Source organism: Klebsiella sp. KE9456, from assembly GCF_043832615.1.
Taxonomy (GTDB): domain Bacteria; phylum Pseudomonadota; class Gammaproteobacteria; order Enterobacterales; family Enterobacteriaceae; genus Klebsiella; species Klebsiella indica.
This window is the reverse complement of the sequence record NZ_JBDYQK010000008.1, coordinates 21,010-43,671: the sequence shown is the minus strand read 5'-3', so window position 1 is coordinate 43,671 and position 22,662 is coordinate 21,010. Positions and strand designations below refer to the sequence as shown.

Sequence of the window (22,662 nt, the reverse complement as noted above, 5' to 3'; positions counted from 1 at the left end):
TCTCGTGTCCGAGACGGTCAAAATCTATCATAATCCCCGCTGCTCCAAGAGCCGCGACACCCTGAGCCTGCTGAAGGCCAACGGTATCGACCCCGAAGTGGTGCTTTATCTGGAGACGCCACCGGATGCCGCAACGCTGCGCCAGTTGCTGAAGATGCTGGGAATGGCCAGCGCACGCGAATTAATGCGCCAGAAAGAAGATCTGTATAAATCACTGGAGCTGGCAAATCCGCAGCTCAGCGAAGAAGCGCTGATCCAGGCGATGATCGATAATCCGAAGTTGATCGAACGGCCTGTCGTCGTCAGCCGCGGCAAAGCGCGTATCGGTCGCCCACCGGAGCAAGTGCTGGAAATCATTGGCTAACGCGCTTTCACGGCGGCGGATTAGAACGTCGCCGTGCAGTTAAAGCTTCAGGATCTCTTTCACAAATGGAATCGTCAGTTTGCGCTGGGCGGTAATCGAGGCGCGATCGAGCTGATCGAGCGTCATAAACAACGAACGCATTTCGCGATCCAGTCGCTTAAGCAGGAAACGGCAGACGTCCTCCGGCATTTCGAAACCGCGCAGTCTGGCGCGCAGTTGCAGTGCCTGGAGCTTATCCTCATCCGACAGGGGTTGCAGTTTGTAGATTTGCCCCCAGTCGAGACGCGAGGCCAGATCCGGCAGCCCCAGCTTAAGCTGGCGAGGCGGCCGATCGCCGGTAATCAGCAGCCGGGTTTTCCCTGATTCAAGAATGCGGTTATAGAGGTCGAAGATAGCCATTTCCCACAGTTCATCACCGGCCACACATTCAATGTTGTCGATGCAAACCAGCGATAGCTGCTCCATTCCGTCCAGCACTTCCGGCACAAACCACGTCCGTTTATCCAGAGGAACATAGCCCACTGCATCGCCACGCTGGGAGAGTTCCGCGCAGGCGGCGTGTAATAAATGACTGCGCCCCGCCCCTTCGCGCGACCAGATATAGATATATCCGCTATGTTCCTGCCGCAGCACGTTCTGGAGGGCAGCAAGAAGAGAAGGGTTATCACCCGGCCAGAAACTTGCGAAAGTTTCATCATCGGGAAGATACAGTGGCAAAGAGAGCTGTGCCGGTGCGTTCAGATGGACCTCAACATAGGCTTGCAGAAAAACGCGAAGAGTTTAGCACAGAAATACGCAAGGAGAGAACCGGGCAGGCTCACCGCCCGGTATAAGGATCACGGTTTTGCGTCTTCACTGTCCGCGGCATCGAGGACAACCTCTTCCGGGCGCAAAACGCCGATCAGCCTGAAGATCAGGCTCAGACAGATACCGACAATGGTCGCCAGTGCCATACCTTTCAGTTCGGCGGCGCCAATATGCACTTTCTCGCCACTGACACCGATAATCAGGATAACGGAGGTGAGGATCAGATTCTGCGCCTTATTGTAATCCACTTTGGATTCAATCAGCACGCGAATACCTGATGCGCCAATCACACCATACAGCAGCAGGGAGACGCCGCCCATGACCGGTAGCGGAATAATCTGGATCGCTGCGGCCAGTTTCCCGACGCAGGAGAGCAAAATGGCGATGATCGCCGCCCCACCGATAACCCAGGTGCTGTATACACGGGTAATCGCCATGACGCCGATATTCTCGCCGTATGTAGTATTCGGCGTTGAACCAAAGAAGCCGGAGATCACCGTAGACAGACCGTTGGCAAACATCGAGCGATGTAAACCCGGATCGCGGATAAGATCTTTTTTGACGATATTGGCCGTCACCACCAGGTGGCCAACGTGCTCGGCGATCACCACCAGCGCGGCAGGTAAAATGGTGAAAATCGCAAACCATTCAAAACGTGGCGTGTAGAAGGTCGGTAGCGCAAACCAGTGCGCCTCAGCGATAGGCGTGGTATCGACTACCCCCATGACAAAAGAGAGCGCGTAGCCGACCAGTACGCCGATTAAAATCGGGATAATCGCCAGAAAGCCACGGAACAGCACCGAACCGAAGACCGTCACGGCCAGCGTCACCAGTGAAATAATGATGGTCTTGCTATCCGGCGATTGCCCTTCGGCAGGCAACAGACCGGCCATATTTGCCGCGACGCCCGCCAGTTCCAGGCCGATAACCGCGACAATTGCCCCCATCGCAGCCGGAGGAAACATCACGTCCAGCCAGCCGGTACCGGCTTTTTTCACCACAAAGGAGACAATACAAAACAGTACGCCGCACATGATAAAGCCGCCGAGAGCGACTTCGTAGCCCAGCGGCAGCAGAAGCAGAACCGGAGAAATAAACGCAAAGCTCGATCCAAGATAAGCCGGGATTTTACCTTTGCAGATGAAAAGGTATAACAGTGTACCAATGCCGTTAAACAGCAGTACCGTGGCCGGATTTATATGAAACAGAACGGGCACCAGTACCGTTGCGCCAAACATGGCGAACAGATGTTGCAAACTAAGCGGGATTGTCTGTAAAAGTGGTGGTCTTTCACTCACCCCGATAGCACGGCGCGTCATAGCATTTTCCTCTGAGAGTCGTTTGTTAGTTGCTGTGTGTTTTATTCAAAAAAAAGCCGACTATCAAAGTCGGCTTTTTTTACTTCATCATTTACTTGGTACCAAAGATCTTATCACCGGCATCGCCGAGCCCCGGAATAATGTATCCGTGCTCGTTCAGGCCCTGATCAATCGACGCGGTGTAGAGTTCCACATCCGGATGAGCTTTCTCCAGCGCGGCAATGCCTTCCGGCGCAGCCACCAGAACCAGCACCTTAATGCTGTTACAGCCTGCTTTCTTCAGCAGGTCAATGGTGGCGATCATTGAGCCGCCAGTTGCCAGCATAGGGTCAACCACCAGCGCCATGCGTTCGTCGATATTGGACACCAGCTTCTGGAAATAGGGCACCGGCTCAAGGGTTTCTTCATTACGGTAGATACCCACGACGCTGATGCGCGCGCTTGGGACGTGCTCAAGCACGCCGTCCATCATGCCCAGACCTGCGCGCAGAATCGGCACCACAGTAATTTTTTTGCCTTTGATCTGCTCAATGTCTACCGGGCCGTTCCAGCCTTCAATGGTGACTTTTTCCGTCTCCAGATCGGCGGTCGCTTCATAAGTCAGTAAGCTGCCCACTTCTGAGGCGAGTTCACGGAAGCGTTTGGTGCTGATGTCGTGCTCACGCATCAGCCCCAGCTTGTGTTTGACGAGTGGGTGTTTCACTTCCACAATCTTCATTCTCTTTCTCCTCTGAAGGGCAACCACAAAAAAAATCGCGGGATTATACCGCTTTTTCCCTTTTGCGCCATAGCCGATATGTTTGACCCCGATCAAGCAAAATGCTTTACGCTGCCTGAGGCAGTATAAACGAAATAAAAAAAGCCCCGCCAAAAGCGGCAATGCCGTTCACTTAAGCAAACCATTGGTGTTGCCTTTTGTTTTATTTGCCTGTGGCAATCGCATTATCGGTGGTTTAAACGAAAATCTGATTCGATTGATTCACTTACTGAGCTGATACGGGCTGAATGAAATATAAAGGATATAACTTTTTTTATGATTTTCAGCCTCTGAAAAGCCCCTGACGAATAACGGACTCACCGCATGGGGGTTGGGCGCATCAAGGAAAGCCTCGCGAGAACGCAGGCGCGCATCCATGACTGGCCGCCAGGACGGTGGCCAGAGGGCGGGTCGAGACAGGACAAAATTGCCGGGAGCAATTTTGAACAGCGCTTGCGCTGGCCCTGGAAGGGCGAGTCCCGCCCGGTCCGCCAGATGAAGCCGGAGTGGAGCGAACCGCGCAGCGGCAGGTTTTCAGCGCCATGCCGGGGGTGCAGGGGGACGGGCGAAACGTCCCCCTGCCCGTTCACACGCTGTGGATATAACAAATATCCACGAATTTATAGTGAACGGAACAGGCCACTAAGCCAAAATGGGTGAAAATGAAAAATGCGTCATGTTCGCCAGAACCACCGATTAACGGAACCGCTCAGCCAGCCATAAATACAACTGACAGCCCTTAACTGACCAGCATTGCGCCAAAAGCGGGGCCGTATAAGGCTTTGCGACGATTTACAACCTCTCGCCGTTGCTGGCGATAACCTGCTGATACCAGGCAAACGATTTCTTGCGGCTACGCGCCAGCGTACCGTTGCCCTCATTGTCTTTATCGACATAGATAAAACCGTAGCGTTTTTTCATCTCGCCAGTACCGGCGGAGACCAGGTCGATGCAGCCCCACGGGGTATATCCCATCAGCTCTACGCCATCTTCAACAACCGCCTTTTTCATCTCAGCGATATGCGCGGCGAGATAGTCAATACGATACTGGTCATCCACCGAACCATCCGCTTCACGCACATCAATGGCGCCGAAGCCATTCTCAACAATAAACAGCGGCAGTTGATAGTGATCCCAGAACCAGTTCAGAGAGTAACGCAGGCCGACAGGATCAATCTGCCAGCCCCAGTCTGACTTCTGTACATACGGGTTAGAAACCAGGCTGGTGGTTTCATCATAATCCAGTTGCGGATTGTCATCGGTCGCTTTGGTGGCGAACGACATATAGTAGCTAAAGCCGATATAGTCGACGCAGCCCTCGGTCAGCGCCACGCGGTCCTCTTCGCTCATATCCAGCGCAAAACCGCGACGCGCAAAGTAGTTCAGCAGATGTTGCGGGTATTTGCCGCGCACGTGAACATCGGTGAACCAGTAGCGACGATGCATGGCGTTCATCGCCATCATCATGTCGTCTGGCGCGCAGCTCAGCGGGTAAATCGGACACATGGCGATCATGCAGCCAATCTGCAGTGACGGGTTAATCTCGCGAGCCGCTTTGACCGCCAGCGCGCTGGCGACCAGCTCATAGTGCGCCGCCTGGTACATCACCGGCTCACGATCTTCTCCCGGCAGAAACTTCAGTCCCGAGTTGGTGAACGGCGCAAAATCTTCATGGAAATTAGCCTGGTTGTTGATCTCATTAAAGGTCATCCAGTACTTCACTTTATGCTGATAACGGGTAAACACAACCCGCGCAAAACGAACAAAGAAATCAATCAGTTGACGATTACGCCAGCCGCCGTATTCCGTCACCAGATGGTACGGCATTTCAAAGTGGGAGAGCGTAATCACCGGCTCAATGCCGTGCTTCAGACACTCATCGAACAGATCATCATAAAACTGTAGCCCGGCTTCGTTGGGCTCCAGCTCATCTCCTCGCGGGAATATACGCGTCCAGGCAATAGACGTCCGAAAGCATTTAAAGCCCATTTCGGCAAACAGCTGAATGTCATCTTTATAACGATGATAAAAATCAATTGCCTGATGATTGGGGTAATTTTTCCCGGGCAACACGCCATCGGTGATTTCGCGGGGCACACCGTGCGCGCCCGCGGTCATGACATCGGCGACGCTAACGCCTTTCCCCCCCTCTTTCCATCCGCCTTCCAACTGATGCGCGGCAACCGCCCCGCCCCACAGAAAACCTTGTTTAAATCCAGACATGCTCTCTCCCTATGCGCAGCGGCCGCTATGCGCCTCTGCTGCTGATTAAAAGGGTAACTGACATCCGCCTGAGCGCCTCATTACGCCATTTTTAACGCCGTATCGCTGATATCGCATTCGCGGTTTATCTGCGTCATACGGCATGCGACAAAAACAGAAACCGGTTTCAGTGGCATAATGATCATTCGTGTACACCGTAGCAAGCGGAAGAATGTACCCGGTTTCATTTTCGTGAACAGTATCAAATTTGTACACTTAGCCGTCGTTTTGTATTGACTGCAAAGCAGGCTCGCAAACGTTTGCTTTCCCTGTTAGAATTGCGCCGTTTTTTATTGCTACCGCAAACGCGTGGAGACTTCGCAGTGACCGATAAAACCTCTCTCAGCTATAAAGATGCCGGCGTGGATATTGATGCAGGCAACGCTCTCGTCGACCGTATTAAGGGCGTGGTGAAGAAAACCCGTCGCCCGGAAGTGATGGGTGGACTGGGCGGATTCGGCGCACTGTGCGCGCTGCCGCAGAAGTATCGCGAGCCGGTACTGGTTTCCGGCACCGATGGCGTTGGCACCAAGCTGCGTCTGGCGATGGACCTGAAGCGTCACGACACTATCGGTATCGACCTGGTCGCCATGTGCGTGAACGATCTCGTGGTTCAGGGCGCAGAGCCGCTGTTCTTCCTTGATTACTACGCGACCGGAAAACTGGATGTCGATACCGCAGCCAGCGTGATCAACGGCATTGCCGAAGGTTGCCTGCAATCAGGTTGCGCGCTGGTGGGCGGTGAAACGGCGGAGATGCCGGGCATGTACCATGGCGAAGACTACGACGTAGCAGGTTTCTGCGTTGGGGTAGTAGAAAAAGCGGAAATTATCGACGGCAGCAAAGTGGCCGATGGCGATGTTCTCGTCGCACTGGCCTCCAGTGGCCCGCACTCCAACGGCTACTCTCTGGTGCGCAAAATTATCGAAGTCAGCGGCGTTGACCCGCAAACTACCGATCTCAACGGCAAGCCTCTGGCCGATCACCTGCTGGCACCGACCCGTATTTATGTGAAACCGGTACTCGACCTGATTGCCAACGTTGACGTGCACGCCATCGCCCATCTGACCGGCGGCGGCTTCTGGGAAAATATCCCGCGCGTTCTGCCGGACAACACTCAGGCGGTTATCGATGAGTCCTCCTGGCAGTGGCCGGCGGTGTTCAAGTGGCTGCAAACGGCCGGAAACGTCAGCAACCATGAGATGTATCGTACCTTTAACTGCGGCGTTGGCATGGTTATCGCTCTCCCGGCGGAAGCGGCCGATAACGCAATCGCTTTCCTGAACGACAAAGGTGAAAACGCGTGGAAAATAGGTTATATCAAAACCTCAGATTCCGAACAGCGTGTGGTTATTGAATGAAAAACATCGTGGTGCTGATTTCCGGTAACGGCAGTAATCTGCAGGCCATTATTGACGCCTGCGCCCGGAAAAAAATCAACGGCACCCTGCGTGCAGTCTTCAGCAACAAAGCCGAAGCCTTCGGCCTGGAGCGCGCTCGCGCGGCGAATATTCCGGCTCATGCGCTCTCTCCCGGCCAGTTTGCCAGTCGTGAAGCCTTCGATCGTGAACTGATGCACGAAATTGATGCTTACGCGCCGGATCTGGTGGTGCTGGCCGGCTATATGCGTATTCTGAGCCCGGCATTTGTCGCGCACTATCAGGGGCGTTTGCTGAACATCCATCCTTCCCTGCTGCCGAAATATCCGGGGCTGCACACCCATCGTCAGGCGCTGGAAAACGGTGATGAGGAGCACGGGACATCGGTGCATTTCGTGACTGATGAGCTGGACGGAGGCCCGGTGGTGCTGCAGGCGAAAGTGCCGGTCTTTGCTGAGGATACCGAAGACGAGATTACCGCCCGTGTACAGGCTCAGGAACACGACATCTATCCGCTGGTCATCAGTTGGTTTGTCGATGGTCGCCTTCGCGCGGTAGGGAATGAAGCCTGGCTTGATAAGGTCAAACTGCCACCGCAAGGCTACGCCGCTGACGAGTAACCCACCGCCCTGCGCTTTATCCACGCGGGGCTTTTTTTTGATTAAAATCGCTTAACAATCAATCATATTGAAGAGTATTGTTCTTCTTACTGTCATATTATTGTGACACAGTGGATCGCTATGCGGAAAATTTCGTCATAATAGTCTACGTCCTGTGAGTTAAACGGAGTGTGAGTTGTAATGGGCCAGGAAAAGCTATACATCGAAAAAGAACTCAGCTGGTTGTCCTTTAACGAGCGTGTACTTCAGGAAGCGGCGGACAAAAGCAATCCGCTGATCGAGCGCATGCGCTTTTTAGGCATTTACTCCAACAATCTCGATGAATTTTATAAAGTCCGTTTTGCCGAGCTGAAGCGGCGCATCATCATTAGTGAAGAACAAGGTATTACCGCCCACTCTCGCCACCTGCTGGGTAAAATTCAGACGCGCGTATTGAAGGCCGATCAGGAGTTTGACAGTTTATATAACGAGCTGTTACTGGAAATGGCGCGTAACCAGATTTTCCTGATTAACGAGCGTCAGCTTTCGGTTAATCAGCAGTCATGGCTGCGTAACTACTTCAAGGTCTACCTTCGCCAGCATATCTCGCCAATCCTGATCAACCACGAAACGGATCTGGTACAGTTTCTGAAGGATGATTACACCTATCTGGCCGTTGAGATCATCCGCGGAGAAACGATCAATTACGCGCTGCTGGAGATTCCGTCAGACAAGGTACCCCGTTTTGTGAACCTTCCGCCGGAAGCGCCACGTCGCCGTAAGCCAATGATTCTTTTAGATAATATTCTGCGCTATTGCCTCGATGATATCTTTAAGGGCTTCTTTGATTACGACACGCTCAACGCCTACTCAATGAAAATGACGCGTGATGCCGAATACGACCTGGTGCACGAGATGGAATCGAGCCTGATGGAGCTGATGTCCTCCAGTCTGAAACAGCGTCTGACCGCCGAACCGGTGCGCTTCGTCTATCAGCGCGATATGCCTGACGCGATGGTCGAAATGCTGCGCGATAAGCTCTCTATCTCCAACTACGACTCGATGCTGCCGGGCGGACGCTACCACAACTTTAAAGATTTTATTAGTTTCCCGAATGTTGGCAAAGCCAACCTGGTTAACAAACCGATGCCGCGCCTGCGCCATCTGTGGTTCGATAAGTTCCGTAACGGCTTTGATGCGATTCGCGAACGCGATGTGCTGCTCTACTATCCGTACCACACCTTCGAGCACGTGCTGGAACTGCTGCGTCAGGCCTCTTTCGACCCGAGCGTGCTGGCTATCAAAATCAACATCTATCGTGTCGCTAAAGATTCGCGAATTATTGATTCGATGATCCACGCCGCCCACAACGGTAAAAAAGTAACCGTAGTTGTGGAACTGCAGGCGCGTTTTGATGAAGAAGCCAACATTCACTGGGCCAAACGTCTGACCGAAGCCGGCGTGCACGTTATCTTCTCCGCGCCAGGGTTGAAGATCCACGCCAAGCTGTTTCTCGTTTCCCGTAAAGAAGGGGATGAAGTCGTCCGTTATGCGCATATCGGTACCGGCAACTTCAACGAAAAAACCGCCCGTCTCTACACCGACTATTCATTGCTCACCGCCGATGCGCGGATCACCAATGAAGTTCGTCGGGTGTTTAACTTTATCGAAAACCCCTATCGCCCGGTAAGCTTCGACTATTTGCTGGTATCACCGCAAAACTCGCGCCGACTGCTGTATGAAATGATCGACCGTGAAATCGCTAACGCGCAGAATAGCCGGCCATCAGGCATTACGCTGAAGCTGAACAACCTGGTTGATAAGGGGCTGGTGGATCGTCTGTACGCGGCCTCAAGTTCCGGCGTCCCGGTGAACCTGTTGATTCGCGGCATGTGCTCGCTGATCCCCGGTCTGGAAGGCATCAGTGACAATATTCGCGTGATCAGCATCGTTGACCGCTTCCTTGAGCATGACCGGATCTATAGCTTCGAAAACGGCGGCGATAAGCAGGTCTGGTTATCGTCCGCGGACTGGATGACGCGCAATATCGACTATCGTATCGAAGTCGCCACGCCGCTGCTGGATCCCCGACTCAAACAGCGCGTGCTGGATATTTTAGATATTCTGTTCAGCGATACGGTAAAAGCGCGCTATCTTGATAAAGAACTGAGTAATCGCTACGTGCCGCGCGGCAACCGCCGTAAAGTTCGCGCACAGATGGCGATATACGACTACCTCAAATCACTTGAACAGCCCGATTAACCTATGCCAATAAACGAAAATGCCCCCCGGCCACAAGAGTTTGCTGCGGTCGACCTCGGTTCGAACAGTTTTCATATGGTGATCGCCCGTGTCGTCGACGGAGCAATGCAGATCATCGGTCGTCTGAAGCAGCGTGTACACCTGGCTGACGGTCTGGATGAAAATTCTCTCCTCAGCGAAGAGGCCATCAAACGCGGGCTGAACTGTCTGTCGCTGTTTGCCGAGCGCTTGCAGGGGTTCGATCCCTCAAGCGTCTGCATTGTCGGCACTCATACGCTACGCCAGGCAACCAACGCGGCGGAATTTCTCAAGCGCGCCGAGCAGGTCATCCCCTATCCGATTGAAATTATCCCCGGCAACGAAGAAGCGCGTCTGATTTTTATGGGCGTGGAGCATACGCAACCGGAGCGAGGCCGTAAGCTGGTTATTGATATCGGCGGCGGTTCTACCGAACTGGTCATCGGCGAAGATTTTGAACCCCGTCTGGTGGAAAGCCGCCGGATGGGCTGCGTGAGCTTCTCCCAGGTTTATTTTCCTGGCGGCGTTATCAGTAAAGCAAATTTCCAGCGCGCACGCCTGTCAGCCGTGCAAAAGCTGGAAACGCTGGCCTGGCAGTTCCGTATTCAGGGCTGGAACGTCGCCCTCGGCGCATCCGGCACCATCAAAGCCGCGCATGAAGTGCTGGTGGCGATGGGCGAGAAAGATGGCGTTATTACCCCGGAACGCCTCGAAATGCTGGTCGATGAGCTATTGAAATACAAAAATTACGACTCGCTGAACCTGCCGGGCTTATCGGAAGATCGTAAGGCCGTGTTTGCTCCCGGCCTGGCAATTCTCTGCGGCGTATTCGACGCGCTGGCGATTAAAGAGCTGCGTTTGTCCGATGGCGCGCTGCGCGAAGGCGTGCTGTACGAGATGGAGGGCCGGTTCCGTCATCAGGACATTCGTAGCCGCACCGCACAAAGTCTGGCCAACCAGTACAATATCGATCGTGAGCAGGCGCGGCGGGTACTGGAGACAACCACCCATATGTTTGAGCAGTGGCAGGAGCAAAATCCTAAGCTGGCTAATCCGCATCTGGAGGCGCTGCTGAAATGGGCAACCATGCTACATGAAGTCGGCTTAAATATTAATCACAGCGGAATGCATCGCCACTCGGCTTATATCCTGCAAAACAGTGATCTGCCGGGCTTTAATCAGGAACAGCAAATGCTGATGGCGACGCTGGTCCGCTACCATCGGAAAGCCATTAAGCTGGATGATTTGCCGCGTTTTACGCTGTTTAAGAAAAAGCAGTTTTTGCCTTTAATTCAGCTTCTGCGCCTTGGCGTCCTGCTGAATAACCAGCGTCAGGCGACGACAACGCCGCCGACCCTCACGCTAAAAACCGAAGCCAACCACTGGACGCTGGTGTTCCCCCATGACTGGTTCAGCCAGAATGCGCTGGTACTGCTCGATCTGGAGAAAGAGCAGGAATACTGGCAAGGCGTTCCGGACTGGTTGCTGAAGATCAGCGAAGAAAAACCTGACCCAGAGGGTTAAGTCATCCCCGATGGGCCGCCCCCGGCCCATCGCTATCAGCAGGCATCACCAGCTTCTCAAGCGGGACAGGCTTGCCAATATCATCACCCTGCATATAGTCAATCCCCAGCGAAATTACCGCCTGACGAATTTCTGGCGTGTCGACATAATCAGCCACCACCTGCATATTGTGCATTCGCGCAACAAGGCAAATGGATGCGACGGTCTGATAGATAAGACTACTGCTCAGTAGATTACGAATAAAACCACCGTCAATTTTCACCAGATCCGCATTGATCATTTTCAGTTGCGCGTCGCTGGAATAACCGTGGCCAAACTCATCCATCACTACGCGACAGCCCATCTCCTGCAAGTACGCCTGCGTATTCCGCGCCCGTTCCGGGCTGCCCCGAAAATGGTTTTCAGTCAGTGCAAAAATAAGCTGCCAGGGCTCAATATCGTAGCGGATCAGCAGCATTTTCACCTGCCGATGAAAGTGGCTATTGTTCACGGAAAAAGGCGAAACATTCATGATCAGGCGTATTCCCGGCAGAGTATTACGCTGCCTGTCCATAAATGCCAGAGTACGCTCCAGAACCCAGCTATCAATACGCGCTGAGAGACCCAATTCCTCTGCTACCGGCAAAAAAGTCTCCGGCATAATGATCTCATCATTGTCATTCCGCACCCTGAGCAGGACTTCATGATAACTGTCGCCGCGGATACCAACTATCGGCTGGGCCATCAGCAGAAATCGATCCTGTTCCAGCGCTTTCATCAGTTGATTCATCATTGTGATTTTATTTTTTAGCTGCTGCTGCAAATTGATCGCGCCACTGCGCTGTAAATTTTCCGGCTCCCCGGTAGCCAGCGAGAGATCGGTCACGCTGTTGAGTTCACCAAGCAGCAAATGCAGACGGCTCACCGGAGAGTTGACGCTGCAATAGCTCACTCCCACTGGTGGTTGTAATGGCATATCATTCCAGACAAAGCGAAACGTTTGAATCCGCTCATATAACAAGGGGATTCGTTGATGATGACCTTCGCTGTTGAGGCGGATCGCCAGCCCATGCCCGGTCATTTGATAGATATCTTCCCCCGGCTGTAATAACTTGCTGAGCACCCCGGCCAGTTGCTGTTTGTACTGAACGGGCAGCAGAATGCCGTAGTGATGCCCCAGTATTTCCAGCCCCGGAATACGTAAAAGGCACAGTACCGACCGGGGTGTGTAATTGAGTTCGCGGCTCAATGCGCGCAAATTAGGCAAGTTAATCGTCCGATCCAGTAAAGCCATCCGCCGCCTGTGCGAGCAAATTGTTCGTTGTCGCGTCGCCAGCATCGACATATAAATAATAATAAAAGAGAACACCAGATAGCTGGAAGAAGTTATAGCCAATTGGTTATTATAAGTCAGAGATAACGGCAGGTATTGATAATGAAAGTGAATAAGAACAATGAGAACTGGCAACCAAATTAACGAAATAACGTAACAGCCGAAGCGTATTGCCCCCCATAGTATGACCAGCATAAGCCATGACAACGTATAATATGTATTAAGAATAGTACTCGCACGACTTAACGGCATTAATAGTAGAATGAATAACATGCATAGCGCCGCAGCCCATAAAAAGATCTCCGGGAACGTTACTTTCGGATCACTTTGCAACCTGATTTGAGAAATAACCCCGCGGATATACGGTGGATGCCGGATGATACGAATTAAAAAATAACACAATATTCCCCCGGTTAAACACCCCACCATCAAAGCCTGAAACGTGATGAGCGAATGCAAACTTAAAGGGTTTATCTCCATCAGGTGCATCGCCTGCGGCTGAATACCAAGACACTCAGCGAGTTGCCAGAGAATAAGAAAGATACCAGATGGCATAAACACCTGCCAGAAAAGCCGCTGAGGCATTGCTCCTGGGTGACAAAGTGAAATTTGCTGCCTGCGTGGCACAAAAATATGGTATCCGCCCCGGCATAAAACTGCCGGAATAAGAAAATGGAAAATGACGCAAATGGAATTTTCCAGCGTCATACCGTGCGTAATGGAAAGTAACAAACCGAGAATAATGCCTGGCAACGAAGCCCAGCCAAAAAACATCATCAGGCTGAGTACCATTGCCAAGGGTAAATAGTAAAGATAGACGTCTCTCCCCTCCAGCAATACGGTGGTATTGGCCCATCTTGACATGGGGAGCAGAACAACGGGTAAGACGAACGGCAGCGCCCACCATTTATCACGATATTGCCTGTAAAGTTTAATTATCTTCATTGATGTTATACGGATATCCCTAAATCCCACCTCAAAATAGTCGGGTGGGCATCTAACCAGCCATCATAATCATACCAGGGTTAACAACGCGGAACTGGCTGGTGATTTTAGTTATCAACGACGACAGACGATTGATATAAATCAATAAATCGCCTGGCCTATATTGATAACGCCCTGTTTTTTAGCATCTGCTCGCTATAAGCAGAAAATATGTCAATACAACAATTCTCTTATATAACATTTGGTAATATATTGAACAGCGGATTTTTGCCTTCTCATCAATTGACCCTTCCGCTTTCCTGTGCCTTAATACGCACATCGCCCATTCGCCGGGTATACTTGAAGGAACCTTTTGTGAGTCAGGCACCCAGTATGCGTAAACGACATCGATTTAACCGTCGCATGACCCGTATCGTACTGCTTATCAGCTTTATCTTCTTCTTTGGACGCTTTGTCTACTCTTCTATCGGTGCCTGGTATCATCATCAGGACAAAAAGCAATCACAGCAATCAACCATCACCGTTGAACCTTCCGATCCAGCAAAAGCACCCGCGCAAAAATAAACGGGCAGCTGTCCTGATGCCGCATCACGTCTGGCGGCAATGATGCCATTGATTCCTCGCGATACCGGGCAGAAGACTGTAAACCGTCAATACAGTACAACCAGAATGGTACTCCGAAGATACGGTTACAAACTGACAGCTGGACCATAAAATCGGGCTGGATGATGGATGATGGATGATGGATGACAAAGTGTCCGACCGTGAGGGTGACATTATCGAACACCAGGCGGCAATTGTTGACTATGCCGCCTCCGGACAGAGAGCATTACGTTTTTTTGACTGAATACAGTGGTGCGATTCCTTGCCTTTTATTTTCTCCGGCATGGTCACATTTATCCCGACGGTGTGCATTAAAGTCTGGAACGATGGAATTGATAGCTAATTTTAATCTGAAATCTGCCGATATCTGAAATAAAATATCTCTCAACTTCAACTGACAGACCTTTTGAAATCGATGACCATGGATAACATGCTAACCTTTGCCGTTGCTGCCTTCTGTTCGCTTTTATTGACCAATGGAATTGCTGCATTTCTAACGATCATCAAGGCCACGAACGAAGAGAAATATGAGAAAATTCAGGTAGGTAATATGAATATGACCATGCGTCGTTATATGGCAGGAGAAGGCGTAGGCTATACTCTGACATCAGCAGTAACCATTATGGCGTGGTTATCTTTTATTACCGGTTAATCAATACATTAGAAATAACTCAGCTCATCCCAGAGCTTCATCCTGACAGACACCATGAACAGCGTTATAATTCGTGCCTGAACAATTTGTTCTGCAACTCGAATATCTGGCGCATAACTATTATTGACTGATAAATATCCTGTTTGGTCATTTTCCGCTTATCCCCATGCTCATTGAAAATACTTGATTTTCAACGGCAGAGGATCATATTACCTGCCATAAAAGATTTCATCATTGGCCAACAAAAAGCGAAACTTGAGCATCTCCATGCCATTACCCGCGACAGCTGTGTTCGCAGCTGGATTTAAAACTATTCTTCTGGCCCCTGAAGACCAGGCGTAAAAAACCCTCTGCAAAACAGAGGGTTTCATTCAGCCATTAAAATCAGTCATAGAAAATTGAGGGAAATCATTCCCACTCGATTATAAATTAGATAGAACAATCATTATAAATCAGTATGTTTAAGAGCATTTTATTTACAGCACCATGAAAAATGCCATGTTCAAATCAGAGAAATGAAGTGCACACCCGCATCATCTGCTGACAACATGGCCATCTTCCAGACCGTTTCCCCCTGCCGCATCTCACAAAACAATTGCCCTGTGTCTGGATGGTCGTGGAGTTTATGGCAGCGCAGTGAGGCGGGACTAGAGCACCGGGCCAGGCAAAGAAAGCAGCCAATAGCCTTCCATGGCATTGCCTCTTCAGATCTAATCCGGAAAATCGGTCGAGACACTGACCGCCTTCCATTCTTCGAACTCGACACGGCGCTCATGATCGGCCTGTTCAATCACGCGCACTGCATCGCTGCCCAATACCAGGCGCAACGGCGGGGTTTCGGCTGCCACAGCCTGGAGGATCGCCGAGGCCCCCCTTCGCGGGTCCCCGGGCTGTCTCCCATTGTATTCTCGCTGCATCCGTGCGGCGGAACCCACCACCGCGTCATAGTCAAGTTGGCCTGGGTCCAACGTGGTCGATGTGCCGGCGAAATCAGTCCTGAAACCGCCCGGCTCGACGATCGTGACGTGTACACCGATCAGCCGCATTTCACGAGCCAGAGATTCGGAAAAGCCTTCTACTCCCCACTTCGCGGCAGAATAGGCCGCCCGGCCCGGCGCACCAATCCGACCGCCCACCGAAGAGAACTGCACAAGATAGCCGCTGCGCCGTTCCCGCATATGCGGAATCACCGCCTTGGTCATCATAATCGTGCCGAACAGATTAGTCTCGATCTGCTGGCGGAATGCAGCCAGGGGGGTGTCTTCGACAGAGCCGATGTCGCCGTAACCGGCGTTATTGACCAGCACGTCGATCTTGCCAAACGTGTCGATTGCGTGATCGACGGCGCGGTATGCCGCCGATTCATCCGTCACGTCTAGCGCTATGGCCAGCACGCGACTCGCATCAAATTTTTCCAACAAGGGCGCCAGATCCGCTGGATTCCTTGCCGTCGCCACAACGTTGTCTCCGGAGTCCAGGATCACTTCGCACAGGGCACGGCCAAAACCGCGCGAACTTCCAGTCACCATCCAGGTTTTCATAATTGATTTCCTTCCTTGAAAGTATCTGCCAGCGTGATGCCAGACATCTGTTCGCACAGCGCAAGTAGCCGCTCCTGCAAAGCGACATCGCGCGCCTGTGGATTCGGAGCCATGAGTTTGAGGTGATAGAAGTATTGCCCAGAGACATCCGCCCCCACATCCTCTCCCGCCGCAAGCCAGGCTTGGGTCAGGTGCGCCTGATCCATGTCATCTGGCGCTCCCGGTCCGCCCATCCTGGTCGGCACCCAGCCCGGCTCCAGCGCGTTCGAATACACGTTAGGCCAGCGTCGTGCGACCGCAAAGGCCAGCATCGCGTTATGCAGCTTGCTCTCGGCATAGGCATCTGCGCCATTCCAACGGCGCTGCTGCCACAGGATGTCGTCCAGATTGGCATCCGCATGGTGGTGCATGCCCGAACTGAGGTAGACCAGCCGTTGTGGTTGTTCGATCAAGGCCGTCAGGATGTAGGCCGACAAGGTGTTAATTGCAAAGACGTGCGGCAGCCCGTCTCGGGTAAGGCGATGGCCTTCCCGGTAGCCCACTGCGGCATTATGGATTACCGCGTCAAAGCGCCCTAATGCGTTGACTTGTGTGGCAAGATCTTTGGCGCCAGCGATGCTGCCCACATCACCCACGACGACGGCTTCTGCTCGCGGTAGCGCTCTCTGCGCGTCATGTGCGCGTTCGGCATTCCGCGCATGCAGCACGACCTGATGACCTTGTTGGATCAGCAATTTGGCAGCCATCAGCCCCAGGCCGGTAGAAGAACCGGAGATGAAGATTCGGGACATACTTTTTCTCCTGGAAAGTAAGTCGGCAGACAATATTCTGCCGGCTATCGAAATGAATTAATCTTGCGGTGCCCGGGATACTGCGGCGAGTGCCGCACCCAATAAGGCACACACAGCACCAAACAGATAAACTGACGCATAGCCGAACTGCCCGGCGATAGCGCCAGCTACAGGACCAGAGATTCCATAGGCGATATCGAGAAAGGCAACGAATGCCCCCATCGCGCTGCCGCGGTTCGCGGGAGGCACGCGCTTGAGCGCTTCGACGCCCAGCGCCGGGAATACCAGCGCGCAGCCCAGGCCAGTTACCAGGGCTCCGGCCAGTGCCATCCCCTCGCTCGGCGCAAACCAGAGCATGGCCTGGCCAATTGCTTCAACGATGAGTGACCACAGCGCGACCCGGTAGCCACCTATGCGATCGGGCAGATCGCCCAGGACAACGCGCACGAAGATGAAACCAATGCCGAAGGCGGTCATCACCAGTCCCGCATTGCCCCAGTGGCGCGCCGCAAAGTACAACGAGGCGAATGCAGTGAGACCGGACAGACCTACACCCTGCAACATCAATCCCAGTCCTTCGCGCCAGATACGGCCAACCACGCGGTAGAACGGCAGGCGCACGCCGCTGGGAGACAAGTAAGAAGTCGTGCCCCAGGCAATGCAAGCAGCCACAAGCGGCGATGTGATACAGGCGATCATCGCCGCTGCCAAACCATAACTCTGATATAGCACCATGCCTACTGGCGCACCGATCGACAACGCAGCGAACATCGCGATGCCAGTCCAGGACATCGACATGCCGGCGCGTTGTGGTCCCACTGATGCGATTGACCAGGACACACAACCGGTGACGAACTGGCTTTCCCCCAGACCAGCGGCCAGACGCCCGATCACAACCAGGGCCAGACTTACCGCTGGTGACAGGCCGGGCATTGCCGCCACCAGATAAAGCAGGCCGGACAGTGCCGAAATGCCCGCCCCCTGTAATGCAGACTGTTTGCCCCCTTGTTGATCGGTTACCCGGCCGGCATACCCACGGGTCAGTACCGTTGCCAGAAACTGGATGCCGATGATGAGACCTACAACAAAATTGCTGTAACCGAGATGACCGTGAACAAAAAGCGGTATGACGGGGAGAGGTAAACCGACAGCCAGATATCCACAGAACAGTGCAGCAATAACGCCCGGTGCCGGGCGGGGCAGGTGCACGGGCGAGGCCTGTGAGTTGACAGGTGTTGACATGGGAATCTCCTGGTATTTACGGAAGTAAAGCGGCCGCTTCACAACCTGGTTTATGCAGTAGTACCGAACAGGTCAGCGCGATAACCGCTGGCTTTGATCAGGTAGTCACGAGAAGCGGTGACATCCGCGCTAAGCCTGGCCAAATCCACATCAAGCAGTTTGCCCGCGCGCTTGCGCAACTGACCCGCCACCATCACCGTGTCCACGTCGGCACGCTCGACCGCCTGCACAATGGTGCCGATGGCATTGGTCACAGGGAAAACGGCTACACTATTGGTGCGCACCATGATGATGTCCGCCTGTTTTCCGGGGGTCAGTGTACCGATCTGGTCTTCCAGGCCAGCGGCACGAGCACCGTTCACGGTAGCGGCCTGGAGCACCGCTTCAACCGAAATTGGCGCAGGCGCGTCGGCTTCGCCGCGGAAGCGGCGATAACGCATGGCGGAACGCTGCTGGCCAAAGAGGGCATGCATCTCGCCAAACATGTCGCTGCCGAAAGCCGTATCCAGGTCGATGCCCAGTGCCGGGGTTAAACCGTGGTCCACGGCTTGCTGATAGGCAAAGGTCTCGTCATCGAAGCCGAAAAGCGCATCTGAGCGCGGATTGACCGTGATGTTGACACCGGCATCCGCCAGCAGCTTCCAGGTCTCCTGCGGCACGCGCGTGCAGTGATTGAAGATGTTGTGGGTGCCCAGCACACCAGGTTTGGCAAACTCGGGGCCCAGGCTGGCCAGGTCGCCAATGAACTCAGTCAGGATGCGCATGTCCAGTTCGCGCGCCACTTTCCACCAGTCCAGGTTGAGCTGGCCGAACAGACCAACCTGCACACGACTATCCGTTGTGTTCCAGTTCTGGGCCAGGCGCTGCAGGTCACCGGGAAGATGAGCTGAAGAGGCTTGTTTGTCCATCGCCGCCCCCACCATGTGCAATGCACGGATACCACTGTCTTGCAGTGCATCGAGGGCCGCGTCAGTGTGTTCCGGGCTGCGTGAACTATGACAAGCGTCGATGATGGTCGTGATGCCCGCATCCAGGGAGGCCGCGGCCGTAAGCTTAGTGCTCAGGTACATGTCCAGGGGGCGGTAGTGCGCGCCCAGTTGTTCGGCGACGACATCAATGTAAGCGAACAAGTCATCCACGTTTGGCAGCATGCGGCGCATCACGCCGAGCCACATGTGATGGTGGGCATCGACCAGGCCTGGCATGACAATATGGCCAGCGGCATCGATGATCTGCGCGTCATCAGCCTGTAAAGCAGGGCCAACTGCGGCGATGCGTCCATCCTGGACAAGCACATCGCCCACGGCGAGATTGGGAACGTTGGCATCCAGCGTCAGGATGGTGCCGCCTTTAAAAAGAGTGCGCTGCGTAGTCATGGAATACTCCTTAGTGGTTGAGTGCTCATGTTGTTACGAGGCCCGAACTGTGTTGGTTGCCACAAAGGAATCCGGGGTGCGTAACGTCATGGTGCACACAATAGGTTGCATACGACTTTTGATAAAGGTAGGTTTAATCAAATTATCTTTGCAAAAATTCAAAGGTTGAGGCGTGATGAGTTTCGATGGACGATTGCTTTCAGGCATGAGTGTGTTAGCCGCAGTGGTTGAGGCTGGTAGCTTCAGCCGTGCAGGTGAAATCCTGGGGTTGTCGGCATCTGGCGTGAGCAGGTCGATAGACAGGCTGGAGGAAAGACTTGGTGTGCGTCTGCTAAATCGCACAACGCGCACCCTGCATCTAACGAGCGAGGGCAAAAACCTGTATGAACGAGCGGTACCGCACCTGGAAGGTATTGAGGTAGCAGCCAGCTATGTATCCGGTGCCGCGATCGCCGTGCGGGGAGTATTGCGGGTCAGCGTGAATCCAATTTTTGCACGCTATGTCCTGGCTCCGAAACTGTCGCTATTACGTGAACGTCATCCAAATCTTGAGCTTATGGTCGTGCAGCAGCCTGACGTCGGAGATTTAGTGGCAGAGGGTATTGATGTCGCAGTGCGCTTCGGGCCGCAGCCATCATCAACCATGACCTCAAGATTGTTGCTCAAGACACGGGTACTGACAGTAGCGTCTCCGGAGTATCTGGCGCAACATGGTCGACCTGAGCGACCAGAAAAACTCGCCGAACACGAGTGCATCCAATATATAGACCCACGCGATGGAAAGCCGTTTTCATGGGAGTTCCGCCGCGGCCGGGAAGTTCTGCCAGTGGAAACTCACGGGCATCTGACCACGACCGATGCGGATCTCATGATTCAGGCCTGCGTAAGCGGCGCAGGCATTGCCCAGGCACTTGCACTCAATGTCGCACAACTGATAGCCACCGGGGCATTAGTCGAACTGTTTCCGGAGTGGCCAGGCGAGACTTATCCGCTGTATGTCACTCGCCCATCACGTCGCCTGGCACCCGCAGCTGTTGAAGCTTTTCTGGACTTTTGTACTGAGATTTGCGCCGATCATGTTGCCAACGGGGGTAACTAACCGAGAACAGGCTGGCATTAGCCCCCCGTCTGCTCCGCGCGTTTGAACACACTTATAGCCCAGTCAATGAACGCACGTACGCGTGGGGACAACTGACGACCTTTGGAAAAGACCAATGACACCGGTATGGAACGTGGCGGTGTGGCCTCAAGGATCTCCACCAGATGGCCAGTGCGCAGGTCGTTCTCAACGTGGAAACGCGGCACCTGAGCTAGCCCAAGACCAAGCCGGATGGCAGAAAGATAGCTTTCGGTGCCGGTAACCGTCAGGACACTGGGGAGCGACAACGTACGCGTGTCCTTGCCTTCCTGAAACTCCAAAAGAGTAACCTGGCCCGACGTGAGCGAACGCAGACCGACCATCCGGTGGTTGGCCAGGTTGTCGATACTGGCTGGAACTCCATACCGTTCCAGATAGCCGGGAGCCGCACAAGTCAGCCGTTGCAGAGTCGTTACCTGGCGTGCGATCAATTCGCTATCACGCAGGTGCCCATAGCGCAATACGCAATCCACACCTTCCTCCACGAGATCTACCCACCGATCGCTCTCGCTCATCGACAACGAGATCCCCGGATGCCGAGCTAAGAATTCGGGTAGGTGTGGCAGCAGAAAATGGCGGGCAAGGGTACCTTGTACTTCGATGCGCACCAAGCCTCTGGCTTGTACACCACGAAATGCTCCCTCAGCATCTTCCACATCGTCAAGGATACGGCGGCAGCGCTGGTGAAACGCTTCACCTTCCAGGGTTGGTCGCACGACACGCGTGGTTCGTTGTAACAGGCGCACGCCCAAGCGGCTTTCTAGCTCCGCAATCACCTTCGTAGCGGTCGAGCGCGGAATCTGCATATCATTAGCCGCCAGGGTGAAGCTGCGACGCTCTACTATGCGGATAAACAGACTCATGGCGTCAAATCGATCCATGCAGGCGACCTTTTGTTCGTTTTTTGGAAACAGTGCAGTTCATTTTAATTCGATTATCGACTTAAAAGAAACTGCCATAGTTACTCCAGGCCGCAATTCCCGCGGTGCTAACGAAAGGAGAAACAGCAATGAAGACTCAACAGAAAGTGGCCATCGTAACGGGGGCCTCACGCGGCATCGGTGCCGCTATCGCCGAACGACTGGCCAATGACGGCTTCACCGTCGCCATCAATTTCGCAGGCAACGCAGCGGAGGCCGAACAGCTCGTCCGCAAAATCGAGACGTCTGGTGGGCAGGCGATCACCGCACAAGCTGACGTAAGCGATCCTGCTGCTGTCGCCCGACTGTTCGATGCTGCGGAGGCGGCATTTGGCGGGGTGGATGTACTGGTGAACAATGCCGGCATCATGAAGCTGGCCCCGCTGGCCGAAAGCGACGACGCACTATTCGATAGCCAGGTAGCCATCAACCTCAAGGGCACATTCAATACGTTGCGCCTGGCCGCACGCCGACTGCGCGATGGTGGCCGCATAGTGAACCTGTCCACTAGTGTCGTGGGGCTAAAGCTGGAGAACTATAGTGTCTACGCCGCCACCAAAGCCGCGGTCGAAACCATGACAGCAATCCTCTCCAGGGAACTCCGCGGGCGTTCGATCACTGTCAACGCGGTCGCCCCTGGTCCTACAGCCACAAATCTGTTTTTGAATGGCAAGTCAGCAGAACTGATTGCGCACATGTCGAAAATGAACCCGCTGGAGCGGCTGGGTACGCCGGCTGACATCGCCAACACAGTGGCGTTTCTCGCTGGTCCGGATGGCGGCTGGATCAATGGCCAGGTACTGCGTGCCAACGGCGGTATGATCTGACCCGACCACTTCATCCTCCTTATA

General features: G+C 53.6%; 19 protein-coding genes. 9 read left to right on the top strand and 10 right to left on the bottom strand.

Going from position 1 to position 22,662, the window contains the following annotated elements; translation table 11 throughout:
• Positions 1 to 4: 4 nt before the first annotated feature.
• Positions 5 to 364 carry an arsenate reductase (glutaredoxin) gene (gene arsC, locus ABK821_RS09815; RefSeq protein ID WP_138361076.1) on the top strand — a complete coding sequence of 120 codons (360 nt, stop codon included), beginning with the start codon at positions 5 to 7 and terminating at the stop codon, positions 362 to 364.
• A 39-nt stretch (positions 365 to 403) separates the two neighbouring features.
• Here arsC and ABK821_RS09810 read toward each other — a convergent pair whose 3' ends face one another.
• From ABK821_RS09810 to ABK821_RS09795, 4 genes are all read right to left on the bottom strand, one after another.
• Positions 404 to 1,105 carry a DnaA inactivator Hda gene (locus ABK821_RS09810; RefSeq protein ID WP_213799324.1) on the bottom strand — a complete coding sequence of 234 codons (702 nt, stop codon included), beginning with the start codon at positions 1,103 to 1,105 and terminating at the stop codon, positions 404 to 406.
• A 95-nt stretch (positions 1,106 to 1,200) separates the two neighbouring features.
• Positions 1,201 to 2,490, bottom strand: coding sequence for a uracil permease (gene uraA / locus ABK821_RS09805; protein WP_395033936.1), 1,290 nt, complete (start codon positions 2,488 to 2,490; stop codon positions 1,201 to 1,203).
• 91 nt (positions 2,491 to 2,581) lie between these two features.
• The gene (gene upp, locus ABK821_RS09800) at positions 2,582 to 3,208 is read right to left on the bottom strand and encodes a uracil phosphoribosyltransferase (protein ID WP_138361073.1); all 627 of its coding nucleotides are present in this window, start codon (positions 3,206 to 3,208) and stop codon (positions 2,582 to 2,584) included.
• A gap of 831 nt (positions 3,209 to 4,039) precedes the next feature.
• Complete coding sequence (locus ABK821_RS09795; protein WP_308561020.1) at positions 4,040 to 5,470, bottom strand: 6-phospho-beta-glucosidase; 1,431 nt, start codon at positions 5,468 to 5,470, stop codon at positions 4,040 to 4,042.
• A 362-nt stretch (positions 5,471 to 5,832) separates the two neighbouring features.
• On the opposite strand from ABK821_RS09795, the gene purM reads away from it, so the two are divergent.
• The 4 genes from purM (at position 5,833) to ppx (ending at position 11,291) form a co-directional block, all read left to right on the top strand.
• A complete protein-coding gene (purM, locus tag ABK821_RS09790) occupies positions 5,833 to 6,870 on the top strand; it encodes a phosphoribosylformylglycinamidine cyclo-ligase (RefSeq protein WP_138361071.1) in 1,038 nt (345 codons plus the stop codon).
• On the top strand, positions 6,867 to 7,508 hold the full coding sequence (gene purN / locus ABK821_RS09785; RefSeq protein ID WP_343178902.1) for a phosphoribosylglycinamide formyltransferase: 642 nt from the start codon (positions 6,867 to 6,869) through the stop codon (positions 7,506 to 7,508). The genes purM and purN overlap by 4 nt, the downstream gene beginning before the upstream one ends.
• A gap of 180 nt (positions 7,509 to 7,688) precedes the next feature.
• Complete coding sequence (gene ppk1, locus ABK821_RS09780; RefSeq protein WP_138361069.1) at positions 7,689 to 9,749, top strand: polyphosphate kinase 1; 2,061 nt, start codon at positions 7,689 to 7,691, stop codon at positions 9,747 to 9,749.
• A gap of 3 nt (positions 9,750 to 9,752) precedes the next feature.
• The gene (gene ppx / locus ABK821_RS09775) at positions 9,753 to 11,291 is read left to right on the top strand and encodes an exopolyphosphatase (protein ID WP_343178901.1); all 1,539 of its coding nucleotides are present in this window, start codon (positions 9,753 to 9,755) and stop codon (positions 11,289 to 11,291) included.
• A gap of 1 nt (position 11,292) precedes the next feature.
• Here the strand turns inward: ppx and ABK821_RS09770 are convergent, their stop codons facing one another.
• Complete coding sequence (locus ABK821_RS09770) at positions 11,293 to 13,548, bottom strand: EAL domain-containing protein (RefSeq protein ID WP_343178900.1); 2,256 nt, start codon at positions 13,546 to 13,548, stop codon at positions 11,293 to 11,295.
• 372 nt (positions 13,549 to 13,920) lie between these two features.
• Here ABK821_RS09770 and ABK821_RS09765 point away from each other — a divergent pair, with 372 nt between their 5' ends.
• Together ABK821_RS09765 and ABK821_RS09760 are read left to right on the top strand one after the other, a co-directional pair.
• Entirely contained in the window at positions 13,921 to 14,112 is a 192-nt protein-coding gene (locus tag ABK821_RS09765) for a YfgG family protein (RefSeq protein ID WP_185929266.1), read from the top strand.
• A 469-nt stretch (positions 14,113 to 14,581) separates the two neighbouring features.
• Complete coding sequence (locus ABK821_RS09760; RefSeq protein WP_395033935.1) at positions 14,582 to 14,803, top strand: hypothetical protein; 222 nt, start codon at positions 14,582 to 14,584, stop codon at positions 14,801 to 14,803.
• A gap of 710 nt (positions 14,804 to 15,513) precedes the next feature.
• On the opposite strand, the gene ABK821_RS09755 is transcribed toward ABK821_RS09760, so the two are convergent.
• The 4 genes from ABK821_RS09755 to ABK821_RS09740 form a co-directional block, all read right to left on the bottom strand.
• The gene (locus ABK821_RS09755; RefSeq protein ID WP_218018297.1) at positions 15,514 to 16,344 is read right to left on the bottom strand and encodes an oxidoreductase; all 831 of its coding nucleotides are present in this window, start codon (positions 16,342 to 16,344) and stop codon (positions 15,514 to 15,516) included.
• The gene (locus tag ABK821_RS09750; RefSeq protein WP_109231285.1) at positions 16,341 to 17,135 is read right to left on the bottom strand and encodes an SDR family NAD(P)-dependent oxidoreductase; all 795 of its coding nucleotides are present in this window, start codon (positions 17,133 to 17,135) and stop codon (positions 16,341 to 16,343) included. Before ABK821_RS09750 ends, ABK821_RS09755 begins: the two co-directional genes overlap by 4 nt.
• 57 nt (positions 17,136 to 17,192) lie before the next feature.
• Positions 17,193 to 18,344 carry an arabinose transporter gene (locus ABK821_RS09745; RefSeq protein WP_395033934.1) on the bottom strand — a complete coding sequence of 384 codons (1,152 nt, stop codon included), beginning with the start codon at positions 18,342 to 18,344 and terminating at the stop codon, positions 17,193 to 17,195.
• 83 nt (positions 18,345 to 18,427) lie between these two features.
• Positions 18,428 to 19,753, bottom strand: coding sequence for an amidohydrolase family protein (locus ABK821_RS09740; protein WP_109231287.1), 1,326 nt, complete (start codon positions 19,751 to 19,753; stop codon positions 18,428 to 18,430).
• Positions 19,754 to 19,958: 205 nt separating this feature from the next.
• Here ABK821_RS09740 and ABK821_RS09735 point away from each other — a divergent pair, with 205 nt between their 5' ends.
• The gene (locus tag ABK821_RS09735; RefSeq protein ID WP_395033933.1) at positions 19,959 to 20,852 is read left to right on the top strand and encodes a LysR family transcriptional regulator; all 894 of its coding nucleotides are present in this window, start codon (positions 19,959 to 19,961) and stop codon (positions 20,850 to 20,852) included.
• A 17-nt stretch (positions 20,853 to 20,869) separates the two neighbouring features.
• On the opposite strand, the gene ABK821_RS09730 is transcribed toward ABK821_RS09735, so the two are convergent.
• A complete protein-coding gene (locus ABK821_RS09730) occupies positions 20,870 to 21,772 on the bottom strand; it encodes a LysR family transcriptional regulator (protein ID WP_109231289.1) in 903 nt (300 codons plus the stop codon).
• A 128-nt stretch (positions 21,773 to 21,900) separates the two neighbouring features.
• Here ABK821_RS09730 and ABK821_RS09725 point away from each other — a divergent pair, with 128 nt between their 5' ends.
• Positions 21,901 to 22,638 carry an SDR family oxidoreductase gene (locus ABK821_RS09725; RefSeq protein ID WP_109231290.1) on the top strand — a complete coding sequence of 246 codons (738 nt, stop codon included), beginning with the start codon at positions 21,901 to 21,903 and terminating at the stop codon, positions 22,636 to 22,638.
• Positions 22,639 to 22,662 lie beyond the last annotated feature (24 nt).

What these genes read in the sequence shown, in the direction of transcription:
- uraA (WP_395033936.1), bottom strand. Translation starts at nt 2,490, where the DNA reads ATGACGCGCCGTGCTATCGGGGTGAGTGAAAGACCACCACTTTTACAG.
- upp (WP_138361073.1), bottom strand. Translation starts at nt 3,208, where the DNA reads ATGAAGATTGTGGAAGTGAAACACCCACTCGTCAAACACAAGCTGGGG.
- ABK821_RS09795 (WP_308561020.1), bottom strand. Translation starts at nt 5,470, where the DNA reads ATGTCTGGATTTAAACAAGGTTTTCTGTGGGGCGGGGCGGTTGCCGCG.
- purN (WP_343178902.1), top strand. Translation starts at nt 6,867, where the DNA reads ATGAAAAACATCGTGGTGCTGATTTCCGGTAACGGCAGTAATCTGCAG.
- ppk1 (WP_138361069.1), top strand. Translation starts at nt 7,689, where the DNA reads ATGGGCCAGGAAAAGCTATACATCGAAAAAGAACTCAGCTGGTTGTCC.
- ppx (WP_343178901.1), top strand. Translation starts at nt 9,753, where the DNA reads ATGCCAATAAACGAAAATGCCCCCCGGCCACAAGAGTTTGCTGCGGTC.
- ABK821_RS09770 (WP_343178900.1), bottom strand. Translation starts at nt 13,548, where the DNA reads ATGAAGATAATTAAACTTTACAGGCAATATCGTGATAAATGGTGGGCG.
- ABK821_RS09765 (WP_185929266.1), top strand. Translation starts at nt 13,921, where the DNA reads ATGCGTAAACGACATCGATTTAACCGTCGCATGACCCGTATCGTACTG.
- ABK821_RS09760 (WP_395033935.1), top strand. Translation starts at nt 14,582, where the DNA reads ATGCTAACCTTTGCCGTTGCTGCCTTCTGTTCGCTTTTATTGACCAAT.
- ABK821_RS09755 (WP_218018297.1), bottom strand. Translation starts at nt 16,344, where the DNA reads ATGAAAACCTGGATGGTGACTGGAAGTTCGCGCGGTTTTGGCCGTGCC.
- ABK821_RS09750 (WP_109231285.1), bottom strand. Translation starts at nt 17,135, where the DNA reads ATGTCCCGAATCTTCATCTCCGGTTCTTCTACCGGCCTGGGGCTGATG.
- ABK821_RS09740 (WP_109231287.1), bottom strand. Translation starts at nt 19,753, where the DNA reads ATGACTACGCAGCGCACTCTTTTTAAAGGCGGCACCATCCTGACGCTG.
- ABK821_RS09735 (WP_395033933.1), top strand. Translation starts at nt 19,959, where the DNA reads ATGAGTGTGTTAGCCGCAGTGGTTGAGGCTGGTAGCTTCAGCCGTGCA.
- ABK821_RS09730 (WP_109231289.1), bottom strand. Translation starts at nt 21,772, where the DNA reads ATGGATCGATTTGACGCCATGAGTCTGTTTATCCGCATAGTAGAGCGT.
- ABK821_RS09725 (WP_109231290.1), top strand. Translation starts at nt 21,901, where the DNA reads ATGAAGACTCAACAGAAAGTGGCCATCGTAACGGGGGCCTCACGCGGC.